The sequence below is a fragment of the Rheinheimera sp. NSM genome (genome assembly GCF_052380015.1).
In the GTDB taxonomy this organism is placed as follows: domain Bacteria; phylum Pseudomonadota; class Gammaproteobacteria; order Enterobacterales; family Alteromonadaceae; genus Alishewanella.
In genome coordinates, this window is record NZ_JBQTCI010000003.1 from 370,669 (window position 1) to 383,129 (window position 12,461).

A 12,461-nucleotide genomic window follows, 5' to 3' on the forward strand; every position below is an offset into this window, starting at 1 on the left:
ATGCACGCGCTAAACTTTTCGCAACTACAGCAAAAACTCAGTTTTATTGAAAACTATCTGCATGCCAATAATGCCGCCGATGGCTCCAAACTGGATGCCAATGCCAACGTCACCCAGAAAAATATCGCCACCTTAGAAGCTGAACTGATGAAAGATCACTTTATTCAGGTAAACCGGGCCTTAGTCAGCAATAAGATCAGCACACTGTTTGGCGCGGAACTGGCAGCGGAATACCTGCGCCAAATCACTGAGCATGAAATTTATGTGCACGACGAAACCAGCTTAAAGCCGTACTGTGTGTCGGTAACCATGTATCCGTTTTTACGCGATGGTTTAACCAGGCTCGGTGGCGAATCACAGGCACCCAAGCATTTAGAATCGTTCTGCGGCTGCTTTGTCAACTTTGTGTTTGCCGTATCCAGCCAATTTGCCGGTGCTGTGGCCACAGTAGAGTTTTTAACTTACTTTGATTACTTTGCCCGCAAAGATTACGGCGATAATTACCTGCAAACCCACCGCAAGCAAATTGCCAACCACCTGCAGCATGTGGTGTATGCATTAAACCAACCAGCCGCTGCCCGCGGTTATCAGAGCGTGTTCTGGAATATCTCAATATACGACCGGCACTACTTCGACAGCATGTTTGGCAACTTTGTGTTTCCGGATTTTGTCAAACCAGAGTGGCAGTCGGTGTCTGCCCTGCAGCAGTTCTTTTTGCAGTGGTTTAATAAAGAGCGGGAAAAAACCGTACTAACCTTTCCGGTGGTCACCGTGGCGATGCTGACCGACAAGGGTAAATGTAAAGACGCGGCTTTTGCCAACGACATCGCCCGCGAGATGGCGGCGGGTAATGCCTTCTTTATTTATCAGTCAGAGAATGCCGATTCTTTAGCCAGCTGCTGCCGGCTACGCAGTGAAATCAGCGACAATACCTTCTCGTATTCACTCGGTGCCGGCGGTGTCGCTACCGGCTCCATCAACGTAATTACGCTTAATATGAACCGCTTAGTACAGGATGGCCGCGACATCGCTGCAGAAGTGGCCAAAATTCATAAGTATCAGGTGGCGTACCGTAAATTAATGGAAGAGTACAAAGCTGCCGGCTTACTCACCGTATACGACGCGGGTTTTATCAGCCTGGATAAGCAATTTTTAACCATTGGTATTAACGGCATGGTCGAGGCTGCTGAATCGCAAGGCTTAACCGCCGGCAATAACCCGGCCTATATCAATTTTGTGCAACAGCAGTTAAAAGTCATTTTTGATGCTAATAAGGCCGCTAAGGCCGAATACGGCTATATGTTTAACACCGAATTTGTACCGGCCGAAAACCTCGGCGTAAAAAATGCGAAATGGGATCGCGAAGATGGCTACTTTGTACCGCGCGATTGCTATAACTCGTACTTTTATGTGGTAGAGGATGAGCACAGCAATACGCTGGATAAATTTCAGCTGCATGGCCGGCAATTATTAGATTATCTCGACGGTGGCTCAGCACTGCATTTAAATCTGGCAGAAAAACTGGACCAGGCCGGCTACGTTAACCTGTTAAACATTGCTGCCCATACCGGATGCAACTACTTTTGCGTCAACGTAAAAATTACTATTTGCAACAGCTGTGAGGCCATCGACAAGCGCACCTTGTGCGCCTGCCCGGCCTGTGGCAGTAAGGATATTGATTACGGCACCCGGGTAATCGGCTACTTAAAACGGGTATCGGCCTTTAGCAGCGGCCGCCGACAGGAACATGCCCTGAGGCACTATGACAGAGAAAATAATACCGGTTTAAACCGGGCCAGATAAAATATTCCACCAAGCTGGGCCAGAGCCAACAATGCACATACTGTTCGTGTTGGCGCTGCCAGGCTTGGCTTTAACGCGCCGATACCAAAGGCGATGTAGCCCAACAGCAGTAAAATTTTAAACCCAAGCCACTGGTGCACAAAGGGCTGCCAGGGCCCTATTGCCAGCAAGGTGAATGCCAGCGTCAATAACAGGCTGTCGTTAATATGCGGTAAGTAACGCGCCGGGCTTTGCCGCCAGCCGGGTTTTCCGGCCATATCCAGCAGCAACCGGGCAATAAACAAGCCGGCGCTTAAATAAGCACAAAACATATGTAACTGTTTTACCTGTAAATAGTACTCCATATCGCCCTACCTCTGTGCCTTTTCTGCGCATTACCTTAAAGCAACTTTGCCGCTAAGCCTATATCGCCAAAGAGGTAGAAAATACTGCGTGGCAAACAGCATGGGTATTTATTACCCAGCGGGTAGATCCCACCCCATCCTGCTCAGGTTGAAAACACCCACCCGCAAGCAACAATTTCAAAATACCAATAAATAACAATAACTTAATCATTGGCTTATTTTTTGTAATGCTTAACCGGCCGGGTAAAGCCCGCTTAATAAGAAAACAGGAGTGAAATATGACACTTAGGCGCAATAACAATGATGTAAGGGGGCTGTATGGCCGGATATCGTAAACTCTGGTGGCTGTTAATTACCATTTTAGCCATCACCTTTAGTGTGCTGGGCTATTTTGGCGCCGAGGTATACCGCTCGGCGCCGCCCATTCCGGCGCAGGTAGTTGATCAGCAAGGCAGGGTGCTGATGACTAACGAGACCATTTTAAACGGCCAGACCGCCTGGCAGTCGGTTGGCGGTATGCAGCTGGGTTCTATCTGGGGTCATGGTGCTTATCAGGCACCAGACTGGACGGCCGACTGGCTGCACCGCGAGCTGATGGCCTGGCTGGAGCTGGCCGCCCAGGACGAGCATGGCCAACGCTATGGCGAACTAAACGCCACGCAGCAGCATGCGCTTAAGTTTGCCCTAAAGCAGGCCTATCGCACGAATAGCTATGACGAAGCCAGCGATACGCTGCAGCTAAGCAACAGACGGGCGCAGGCTATTGCACAAACGGCTGAGCACTATATTGCTTTATTTGGCGATGATGCTGAACTGGCGCAAACCCGCGCCAACTATGCAATGAAAAATAATACCCTGCCGTCCTTAAGCCGGCGCCGGGAAATGACACAGTTTTTCTTCTGGACCGCCTGGGCTGCCAGCACAGAGCGCACGCCGGATAGCGCCACCTACACCAATAACTGGCCGCATGAGCCGCTGATAGACAACAGGCCTACCGCCGAGAACCTGATCTGGTCTTTGGTGAGTATTATTTTACTGATCGCCGGTGTCGGCGGCCTGATCTGGGGCTGGGCGTTTTTACGCCAACACGACGAAGAGGAACCCGAAGTACCCAGGCATGACCCTATTGCCCGGCTTAAACTTACGCCGTCACAAAAGTCACTGGGTAAGTATATTCTGGTGGTGGTGGCTTTGTTTACACTGCAGGTAATGCTGGGCGGTTTTACTGCACACTACACGGTAGAAGGCGATGGTTTTTATGGCCTGAACACCACCGAATGGCTGCCTTACAGCCTGGCGCGTACCTGGCATATTCAGGCGGCGATGTTCTGGATAGCCACCGGCTTTTTAGCCGCCGGCTTGTTTTTAGCCCCGATTATTAACGGCGGTAAAGATCCGAAATACCAGAAGCTGGGCGTGGATATCCTGTTTTGGGCTTTAGTGGTGCTGGTTGCCGGCTCTTTTGCCGGTAACTACTTTGCCATTATGCAAATTATGCCGCAGCAGTACAGCTTCTGGTTTGGCCATCAGGGCTATGAGTACATTGATATTGGCCGCTTCTGGCAAATTATTAAATACGTTGGCGTGCTGTTCTGGCTGTTGCTGATGTTGCGGGCGATAGTACCGGCGTTTAAAGCACCGGGCGATAAAAATCTGCTGGCGCTATTTGCCGCCTCGGTGATTTGTGTCGGTTTATTCTATGGCGCCGGGCTGTTCTACGGCGAGCGTACGCATTTATCGGTAATGGAATACTGGCGCTGGTGGGTAGTACACCTGTGGGTAGAGGGCTTCTTTGAAGTGTTCGCTACCGTATCGCTGGCGTTTATTTTCCACAGCATGGGGCTGGTATCGCGCAGCGTGGCCACCAGTGCCAGCTTAGCGTCAGCATCCCTATTTATGCTCGGCGGTATCCCCGGTACTTTCCACCATTTGTATTTCTCCGGCACTACTACACCGGTAATGGCAGTGGGTGCGACCTTTAGTGCACTGGAAGTGGTGCCGCTGGTGGTACTGGGTTATGAAGCCTGGGAAAACTGGCGTTTAAAAAGCAAAGCGCCGTGGATGGGCGATATTAAGTGGCCGCTTATGTTTTTTGTCGCGGTGGCATTTTGGAATATGCTCGGCGCCGGCGTATTTGGTTTTATGATTAACCCGCCCATTGCGCTGTATTACCTGCAAGGCTTAAATACTACGCCAACCCATGCCCATGCTGCGCTGTTTGGTGTCTATGGCTTCCTGGCACTGGGTTTTTGCTTATTGATCCTGCGCTATATACGGCCACAGCTGGTGTTTGATGAAAAACTGATGAAAACGGCATTTTGGTGGATGAACGGCGGCCTGGTGCTGATGCTGTTTACCAGCTTGTTGCCGATTGGTTTTATTCAGTTCTATGCCAGCGCCACCGAAGGTTTATGGTATGCCCGTAGTGAAGCCTTTATGCAAAGCAATATCCTGCAAACATTGCGTTGGGTGCGTACTATAGGCGATGTGATCTTTATCATCGGCGCGCTGGCGGTAAGCGCTCAGGTGGTAAAAGGCGTGTTTGACAGCAAAGCCGCGCGGCAACCACTGCAACAGCTTAGCTAAACTACTTCTGCATAACGACACCGTTGTTTACAGCGGTGTCTTTTTTGTTATTAACTCCCTATAATTGCCCCCCTTTGGTGCAACTGGCGGATTTAACCTTGCAACACCAAGCCAAAAACCTGTTTACTGCCGTACTGGCCCAACTGGGCCTGATTAAACGCGACAGCCAGCGCCTGTCTGCCATACCGTTAACTCAACGGTTAAAAGTAGCGCTGTCGGCCTTTATCGCGTTATTTATTGTCACTTATATCAGCCTGCAACTGGCCGATACTGCCGGTAGCATAGTATTACTGGCTTCAATGGGCGCCTCTGCAGTGTTGCTGTTCGGCTTACCCAACAGCCCGCTGGCGAGGCCCTGGTCTTTTGTCGGTGGCCACCTTATCTCCGCCACCGTTGGCCTTATCTGCTCGCATCTGTTTACCGATTTAGCCCTGATGGCCGCTGTTACTATTGGTATAGTGCTGTTTGTTATGTATCTGTTTGAATGTATGCACCCGCCTGGCGGCGCCACTGCTCTGGTACCGGTTATTGCGTCTACCGACACCGTGCTTGGCTACGGTTTTTTACTGTACCCGGTGGCACTGAATGTGTTTGTGCTGCTAGCGATGGCATTGTTGCTGCAAAAACTCTGGCTTAAACACGGCATGCAAAAACCTGCACAGAAATATGATCCGGTACATTTGCACCAGGATGCATCGCCACTAAAACGGCTGGGCTTGCAACCGGAAGACTTACTCAGCGCGTTAAACAGTTTTGATACGGTAGTGGATATCAGTGAACAGGATTTAGAGCGGCTATATCATCGTGCGCAGCTTAATGCTTATCAACGTAAAAGCGGTGAAATACGCTGCGGTGATATTATGTCGCGCGATCTTATTACCGTGGGCCCCAACAGCGCCGTAGCCACCGCCTGGCAGCTGCTGCGCAAGCATAAAATCAGCATGCTGCCGGTAACCGACACAGAGCAACAACTATTGGGTGTGGTGTCGACTGTAGATTTTCTGAAAAACCTGCAAGTGCCGCATTACTGGGGGCTGCTACGGCATGTTAATCAGTTGCTGTTGAAAAACCGCCACAATAAGCAGTACAAGCGCAAGGTAGCGGAGATTATGGTCAGCAACCTTAGCGTGGCACATGAGGATGATCATATCGTTGCTCTGGTACCCATACTGTCAGATCAGGGCCTGCACCATATTCCGGTGTTAAATGCGCAGCAACAGCTGGTCGGTGTAATTACCCAGTCCGACCTTATCGCTGCGCTGTTTAACAGCAAGCTGGCCTGAACACTACCCCATCCGGGGTAAGCCGTTACCCCCTAATACCACAGCTTAGTCCGGGCGGTGTTTGCTACACTGGGCCAAACCCTTACTGAGCTTTTCGTATGAATATTGAAACCTACTCCGACTTAATCCGGGCCGCCGGTCAGCAAACGGAACCGCAACGTTTGTTGTTTGTATTTGCCAAAGCCGAGCTGCCTAATGGGTATACCGACACGCAAAAGCACAACTTTGAGCAGGGCCAGGGCGGTGCATTGGCGCCGGTGCTGTGTGTCGATAAACTGCCGGACGAGGTAAACGATTTTACCAACCTGGTAGCGGAATCAACTACTACCGGCGTCGACTGGGATATCGCCTTTGTTTCAGCCCTTGGCGGCCGCGGCGGCTTTGCACCAAACAGCGATGAAGCCAGCCAACCACTTAAGATGATGATGGAAAAAATTCAGGGCGGCATGATTGCCGATTTTCTTACCTTTAATAAAGCCGGTGAGTTAGTAGCGTTGTATTAACGCCCCCCGGAAAGCGTAGGGGCGCATTAATGCGCCCCTACCTCACAGCCAAATTCGTGTTATGTCAGCGCCATTGCTAAGACGCTATTTCAACCCCAACGCCGTACGCACCGAGTTAGCAAAGTCGGTAAAGCGCTCTTTCAGGTTGCGCTTTACGCTAATACTCACCGAGCCTAACACAGAGTAACCCTCTACCCGGATAAAGTGGCTTTTGTGTGCCCCCGCCTGGTCAGCACTGACACTGTTACTGCTGGACGAGGCGATATTGTTAATATCACTAAGCACGGCCACATGCCCCGGCACCTTAATATCGATGCTGCCAAGCCAGTTGCGGGTGTACAGCGTTACCTGCGGCTGATCAAACACCGCGTCGGAAAAATCCAGCTCTACCGATGACAGTGCATTAATAATGGTCAGTTGCTGCGGCACCCGCCAGGGCCCGCTGCGCTCGTCACTGCTTAACACCGATACCAGGCGATCGCTGTCGGTCGCATATGCACCGCGCTCTGCTTCCGGCTGTGGCTTTGCAGAACTACTAAAACTCTGTGCCCACATGGCGCGGTATTTCGCATCCGGCAGCAGGGTTAAATCAGCCACTTGCTCTGCCAACAGCAGGTGCTCATCAGAATTAGTGGCAATATCCAGCCTGCGCTCAAAGGCTTGTTCAGAAATCACGCCGTGGCTGTAGTTCATAATAAGCTGGTCTATTACTTCTTCCCTGACCCGGGCAATAGGCCTGTCTTGCAGTTTTACGCCTGTGGTATCAAGTGCCATGCTGTTTTCCCCTCACCGGCTATTGCCTTGTCCATGTATCAAAGCTGAGCATATAGCCATCAGCATGGCGTAACTTTACCGGTTCAGAAAGGAGAAAATTGTAAGGGTTTTTAACAGCGCGGCGGTAATTCCTCCTGCACTGCCAACGCTGCGGCCCCTTGTTGCTGTGCCAGCCATTGCAGGCCGCGGGTTAAAGGTAGCGGTAAACGCTCCGGCCCTATGCTGTCGAGCAGGTTTTTGCAGTACAGGCCAAGCTCTGTATCGCCCAGCATTTGCAGCCGGCGGCGGAAAAACAGCGTGTCGGGGTCAACCTGGTTACTGATCATGGCGATAAAATCGGCCAGCTCAGCTTTTAACAACAAGTCCTGTTGTGCCGGTTGCAACTGCACTTGCAACTGCTTGCCGTTAAGGCTGATGCCAAACTCCAGAGCAATATCTGCCACGCTTACCACCACAGTCTTATCCTGCAAAAAACTCAGCTCGCCGGTGCTTAGCTCCGGAGAAAAAAACCGGTTTAACGCCAACTGTAACATGCCGGCCTGAGCGGCTTTGGGCGCACAGCGGTTAAGCCGGCGCAACATTGTAGGTAGAGCAGCTACCAACTTAGAGTTAACTCTTTTAATATCAAACATATATAAGCATTCCAATCGTATCCGGCCCTATAATAAAACCACAGCACAACCACATTTGGCTATTCCCTGTCGGAGGTAGCTAAGGTAACGAAAGCTAAGCAAGGAAAGTAAAAATGGAGCTGCTCTGCCCCGCCGGCAGCATGCCGGCGTTAAAGGCGGCCATCGAACATGGCGCCGATGCCGTGTATATCGGCTTAAAAGATGATACTAATGCCCGCCATTTTGCCGGGCTGAACTTTGACGAGGCCAGACTAAAAGAAGCTGCGCGCTACGTGCACCAGCACGGCAAAAAGCTGCATGTGGCCATTAATACTTTTGCACACCCTGATAACTATCAGCGCTGGCAACAAGCAGTCGATCTTGCTGCCAATGCCGGTGCCGATGTGTTGATCCTGGCGGATATCGCCGTGCTGGCCTATGCCGCAGGGCGCTACCCCAAGATAGAGCGGCATTTGTCGGTGCAGGCTTCCGCCACCAATGCCGCCGCGATTAATTTTTACCGCCAGTTTGGCATTAGCCGTGTGGTATTACCGCGGGTGTTATCAATGCAACAAGTGCGGGCATTGGCAAAAAGCTGTGATATTGACCTGGAGGTGTTTGCCTTTGGCAGCCTGTGCATTATGGCCGAAGGGCGCTGTTATTTAAGCTCCTATATGACCGGGCAGTCGCCCAACACTGCAGGCGCCTGCTCACCGGCGGCTTTTGTACAGTGGCAGGATAATAACGGCACGCTGGAATCGCGCTTAAACGGTATTTTAATTGATCGCTTTGCGCCAAACGAAACTGCCGGCTACCCGACCTTGTGCAAAGGCCGTTTTAACGTGGGTGCAGACACTTATCATGCGCTGGAAGAACCCACCAGTTTAAACACCCTGGATTTGCTGCCACAACTTTATGCCGAAGGCATTAAGTCATTAAAAATTGAAGGCCGCCAGCGCAGCCCGGCTTATGTTACGCAAATTACCCAAGTGTGGCGCGCTGCCATTGATGCAGTAATGGCTGATCCGCAGCGCTTTAGCGTGCAACAGCAGTGGCAACAGGTGCTGGCAGGCTTGGCAGAAGGCAGCCAAACCACACTCGGTGCTTATCATCGTAAATGGAAATAATCTGATGAAATTTTCTCTGGGGCCTGTGCTGTACTTTTGGCCAAAAGCACAGATGCAGCAGTTTTACCGCGACGCCGCTGATTCAGCAGTAGATATTGTTTATCTGGGGGAAACGGTATGCAGCAAAAGGCGTGAGCTGAAATTTGATGACTATATGGCGCTGGCACAGATGCTGCGCGAAGCCGGCAAACAAGTGTGCTTGTCGTCAATGACCTTATATGAGGCACCCGGTGAGCTGCGGGAGTTACGTAAGTATGTTGATAACGGTGAGTTTTTAGTTGAAGCCAATGATGTTGGCGCCATTAGCATGCTGCAGCAACATAGCCTGCCGTTTGTCGCCGGCGCCGCCATAAACTGCTACAACCAGCACAGCTTACGCCACCTGGTTGCGATGGGGCTAACACGCTGGGTAATGCCGGTAGAGTTATCACAGCACTGGCTGGATACGCTGCTAAGCCAGGGTGTTATCAGCGATATCCGCGATTGCTTTGAAACCGAGGTATTCGGCTTTGGCCATTTGCCACTGGCATGGAGTGGCCGCTGTTTTACTGCCCGCTCGGAAAACCGCAGTAAAGATCAATGTGAGCTGTGCTGTATTAACTACCCCGGCGGGCGCCAGGTAACCAGCCAGGATGGCACTGCTGTTTTTGTGCTAAACGGTATTCAAACGCAGTCCGGCAGCCGTTATAACCTGATTAATCAGTTACCGGCTATGCAAGGCATGGTGGATATAGTACGGTTAAGCCCACAACCACAAGGTACCTTTGACTGGCTGACAAAGTTTAAAGCCAACATCAACGGCGCAGCACCACAGCCGCTGGCTGCAACCGACAGTAACGGCTACTGGCTAAACCTGGCCGGTATGGCAACCGGCTGACAAACATACGCATAATGCAACGGTTGCTACACACCTTGTGCTCGCCGCAGCAACTCGCCGCCATCCATGGCGGCTCAGACACTCTGCGGCTGTGCGCAACGCGGTAGCAACCTCAGTGAAATACAGGAATAATAATGACCAGGCAAATTGCTAAAATCGGCATAGTAACGGTAAGCGACCGCGCCAGCGCCGGCGTCTACGAAGACTTATCCGGTAAAGCTATTATCGATACTTTAAACTACTATTTAACCAGCGATTGGCACAGCGAATACCGGCTTATTCCGGATGAGCAGCCGCTGATAGAACAGACGCTACGCGAGCTCTGTGACGAGCAAGGCTGCTGTTTAATTGTCACCACCGGTGGTACCGGCCCGGCCAAACGCGACGTTACGCCGGAGGCCACCGAAGCGGTGTGTGACAGAATGATGCCTGGCTTTGGCGAGCTGATGCGCACTGAATCGTTAAAATATGTACCAACGGCCATATTGTCACGTCAAACCGCCGGCCTGCGCGGCAGCAGTTTAATTATCAACCTGCCGGGTAAGCCCAAAGCCATTCGCCAATGTTTAGATGCGGTGTTTCCGGCCGTGCCTTACTGTATCGATTTAATGGACGGGCCTTATTTGCAATGCAATGAGGCAGTGATTAAAGCGTTCAGGCCGAAAAGCTGACAGATGATTAGTCCGGACGATGGAGCCTGAACCGGTTTGCTCTAAGTCAACCGTTGAAGCCCCGGACGGGCTGAGACGAGCCCCCAGGGATGGGTTCACGGCGTGTTGACGTGGGCAAACCGGTTCATGCCAACACAACACTTAACGCCGCAGCAAAAACAACCACACAACCAGCAATAAGGTAATAAACCAGAAGCCGGAAAGCAGTTGCCAGAATAACAGCGGATTGGTTCTATGCTCCTGCTTCACCTCCTCGTGCAAAAACTCAGGGTTAGGTTGCTGTAAGTCTGTCAGAAGTTGGTTAATGCTCTGGTAGCGCTGCGATAAATCCAGGCTAACGCCCTTTTGCAAGGCACGGTCAAACCAGGTGGGAATAACCGGATTAAACTGACTGGCACTGCGATAGCGCAGTTTGTCGTAATCGGCTGCAGTGCGGCACTCTTCTACTGCATTGCCATAGGGTAAATGGCCGCCGCTGAACAGCTCGTAGGCAATGGTGGCCAGAGCGTATATATCACCCTGCACACCGGAGTTATGCCCGAGTAAATAGTGCGGATCTGAATACGCAGCCGTACCCAGCGCCGCTTCATGCTGCAGCGGGCTGTATATTTCGGCCAGGCCTGCCACATACACCGAACCAAAGTCGACAATTTTTAAGCGGCCGTCAGCAAGGTAAATAATATTACCGGGTTTTAAATCCTGATGAATAGCACCCATGCGATGAAACGCGGTTAAACCTTCGGCAATTTGCTTTACCAGCTTAATGGCCAGTGCCGGCTTTAACGGCTTAGGTTGGCGCTCGAACCACTGCTCTAAACTTTGGCCCGGCAGATATTCCATCAGGTAATACAAAAAGCTGCGCGGCCGTGTTTGCCGTACTACCTTGACTACGTAATCAGATTCAATGCGCAGGCCAATCCATTCTTCACGAATAAAGCGATCAATATATAAGGCATCATCATCGTAATTCAGCGACGGGCATTTTAATACCAACTGCCGGCCGCTGGCTTCGTCCTGCACTAAATACAAATGGCTGCGGCTGCTGGCAAACAGCTCGCTCAGCACTTTATAGCCGTCCAGCTTCATGCCCACGCTTAACGCCGGCGGAAACGGCAACCGGGTAAGATGTTGGTTTAAATCATCCAGGCTTTGCTGCGGTAACCTTGTTACTTCTACCAGGATCAGGCTGAGATTATCATCACTGCCCTGCGCCAAAGCCTGCTGCTTTAATTGTGCGGCCGTTAGGTTTAAATCAGTCGCGGTTGATAGCGCACGCTGCAGCTCGTCGGCACTGATAAAATCGGATATGCCGTCAGAGCACAGCAAAAACCTGTCACCGGGGCGTAAACTCTGGCTACCCTGCTGCAGCTCAACCCGTGCATCCATGCCCAGCGCCCGGCCAAGAAACTGACGCTGCCCGGATAATACCGTGGTGTGATCCTGGCTAAGTTGCACCAGTACACCGTCACGCCAGTGGTACAGCCGGCTATCGCCAATATGAAAAAAATGCGCGGTTTGCGATTTGATAATCAGCGCGGTAAAAGTGGTGAGATAGCCTTTCTGGTTGTGGACAAACTGATGGCTCAGCTCGTACAACTCATTATTAATGGTGGCCAGCAACTGTGTTGCGCTGTAGGCCACCGACCAGCTGTCCGGCGTCTGGCTGTATTCACGGCAAAACCGGCTTACCGCACGCTCACTGGCCTGCTGGCCGGCCTCAGCCGTGCTGACGCCATCGGCCAGGGCAAAACAAGCGCCTTTGTACGTTAACAAGTGCGGATCTTGAGGCACATTGACTGCCACCGCATCCTCATTGGCGGGCTTAATACCCGCCTCACAGAGATGGCTGTAGCGAAGTTGCAATTCAGATCCGCTCACTTGT

At 51.5% G+C, this 12,461-nt stretch carries 11 protein-coding genes; 7 read left to right on the forward strand and 4 right to left on the reverse strand.

Annotation, left to right across the window (positions count from 1 at the left end; translation table 11 throughout):
- A complete protein-coding gene (gene nrdD, locus ACTZWV_RS11075) occupies positions 1–1,803 on the forward strand; it encodes an anaerobic ribonucleoside-triphosphate reductase (protein ID WP_444786604.1) in 1,803 nt (600 codons plus the stop codon).
- On the opposite strand, the gene ACTZWV_RS11080 is transcribed toward nrdD, so the two are convergent.
- The gene (locus tag ACTZWV_RS11080) at positions 1,761–2,147 is read right to left on the reverse strand and encodes a SirB2 family protein (protein ID WP_444786605.1); all 387 of its coding nucleotides are present in this window, start codon (positions 2,145–2,147) and stop codon (positions 1,761–1,763) included. The two genes, nrdD and ACTZWV_RS11080, sit on opposite strands and share 43 nt — an antisense overlap.
- A 318-nt stretch (positions 2,148–2,465) precedes the next feature.
- On the opposite strand from ACTZWV_RS11080, the gene ACTZWV_RS11085 reads away from it, so the two are divergent.
- The 3 genes from ACTZWV_RS11085 (at position 2,466) to ACTZWV_RS11095 (ending at position 6,519) form a co-directional block, all read left to right on the forward strand.
- The gene (locus ACTZWV_RS11085) at positions 2,466–4,733 is read left to right on the forward strand and encodes a nitric-oxide reductase large subunit (protein WP_444786606.1); all 2,268 of its coding nucleotides are present in this window, start codon (positions 2,466–2,468) and stop codon (positions 4,731–4,733) included.
- A gap of 98 nt (positions 4,734–4,831) precedes the next feature.
- Complete coding sequence (locus ACTZWV_RS11090) at positions 4,832–6,016, forward strand: HPP family protein (protein WP_444786607.1); 1,185 nt, start codon at positions 4,832–4,834, stop codon at positions 6,014–6,016.
- Between the two features lie 98 nt (positions 6,017–6,114).
- Positions 6,115–6,519 carry a ribonucleotide reductase subunit alpha gene (locus tag ACTZWV_RS11095; protein ID WP_444786608.1) on the forward strand — a complete coding sequence of 135 codons (405 nt, stop codon included), beginning with the start codon at positions 6,115–6,117 and terminating at the stop codon, positions 6,517–6,519.
- A gap of 84 nt (positions 6,520–6,603) precedes the next feature.
- On the opposite strand, the gene ACTZWV_RS11100 is transcribed toward ACTZWV_RS11095, so the two are convergent.
- Positions 6,604–7,293 carry a LiaF domain-containing protein gene (locus ACTZWV_RS11100; RefSeq protein WP_444786609.1) on the reverse strand — a complete coding sequence of 230 codons (690 nt, stop codon included), beginning with the start codon at positions 7,291–7,293 and terminating at the stop codon, positions 6,604–6,606.
- A gap of 110 nt (positions 7,294–7,403) precedes the next feature.
- On the reverse strand, positions 7,404–7,925 hold the full coding sequence (gene ubiT, locus ACTZWV_RS11105; RefSeq protein ID WP_444786610.1) for a ubiquinone anaerobic biosynthesis accessory factor UbiT: 522 nt from the start codon (positions 7,923–7,925) through the stop codon (positions 7,404–7,406).
- A 113-nt stretch (positions 7,926–8,038) separates the two neighbouring features.
- On the opposite strand from ubiT, the gene ubiU reads away from it, so the two are divergent.
- From ubiU to mog, 3 genes are all read left to right on the forward strand, one after another.
- Entirely contained in the window at positions 8,039–9,031 is a 993-nt protein-coding gene (ubiU, locus tag ACTZWV_RS11110; RefSeq protein ID WP_444786611.1) for a ubiquinone anaerobic biosynthesis protein UbiU, read from the forward strand.
- A gap of 4 nt (positions 9,032–9,035) precedes the next feature.
- Complete coding sequence (locus tag ACTZWV_RS11115; RefSeq protein WP_444786612.1) at positions 9,036–9,908, forward strand: U32 family peptidase; 873 nt, start codon at positions 9,036–9,038, stop codon at positions 9,906–9,908.
- A gap of 134 nt (positions 9,909–10,042) precedes the next feature.
- Complete coding sequence (gene mog, locus ACTZWV_RS11120) at positions 10,043–10,579, forward strand: molybdopterin adenylyltransferase (protein WP_444786613.1); 537 nt, start codon at positions 10,043–10,045, stop codon at positions 10,577–10,579.
- A 141-nt stretch (positions 10,580–10,720) separates the two neighbouring features.
- Here the strand turns inward: mog and ACTZWV_RS11125 are convergent, their stop codons facing one another.
- A complete protein-coding gene (locus tag ACTZWV_RS11125; RefSeq protein WP_444786614.1) occupies positions 10,721–12,457 on the reverse strand; it encodes a protein kinase domain-containing protein in 1,737 nt (578 codons plus the stop codon).
- Positions 12,458–12,461: the final 4 nt, after the last annotated feature.

Coding starts and splice junctions, on each gene's coding strand:
- nrdD (WP_444786604.1), top strand. CDS start 1: ATGCACGCGCTAAACTTTTCGCAACTACAGCAAAAACTCAGTTTTATT.
- ACTZWV_RS11080 (WP_444786605.1), bottom strand. CDS start 2,147: ATGGAGTACTATTTACAGGTAAAACAGTTACATATGTTTTGTGCTTAT.
- ACTZWV_RS11085 (WP_444786606.1), top strand. CDS start 2,466: ATGGCCGGATATCGTAAACTCTGGTGGCTGTTAATTACCATTTTAGCC.
- ACTZWV_RS11095 (WP_444786608.1), top strand. CDS start 6,115: ATGAATATTGAAACCTACTCCGACTTAATCCGGGCCGCCGGTCAGCAA.
- ACTZWV_RS11100 (WP_444786609.1), bottom strand. CDS start 7,293: ATGGCACTTGATACCACAGGCGTAAAACTGCAAGACAGGCCTATTGCC.
- ubiT (WP_444786610.1), bottom strand. CDS start 7,925: ATGTTTGATATTAAAAGAGTTAACTCTAAGTTGGTAGCTGCTCTACCT.
- ubiU (WP_444786611.1), top strand. CDS start 8,039: ATGGAGCTGCTCTGCCCCGCCGGCAGCATGCCGGCGTTAAAGGCGGCC.
- ACTZWV_RS11115 (WP_444786612.1), top strand. CDS start 9,036: ATGAAATTTTCTCTGGGGCCTGTGCTGTACTTTTGGCCAAAAGCACAG.
- mog (WP_444786613.1), top strand. CDS start 10,043: ATGACCAGGCAAATTGCTAAAATCGGCATAGTAACGGTAAGCGACCGC.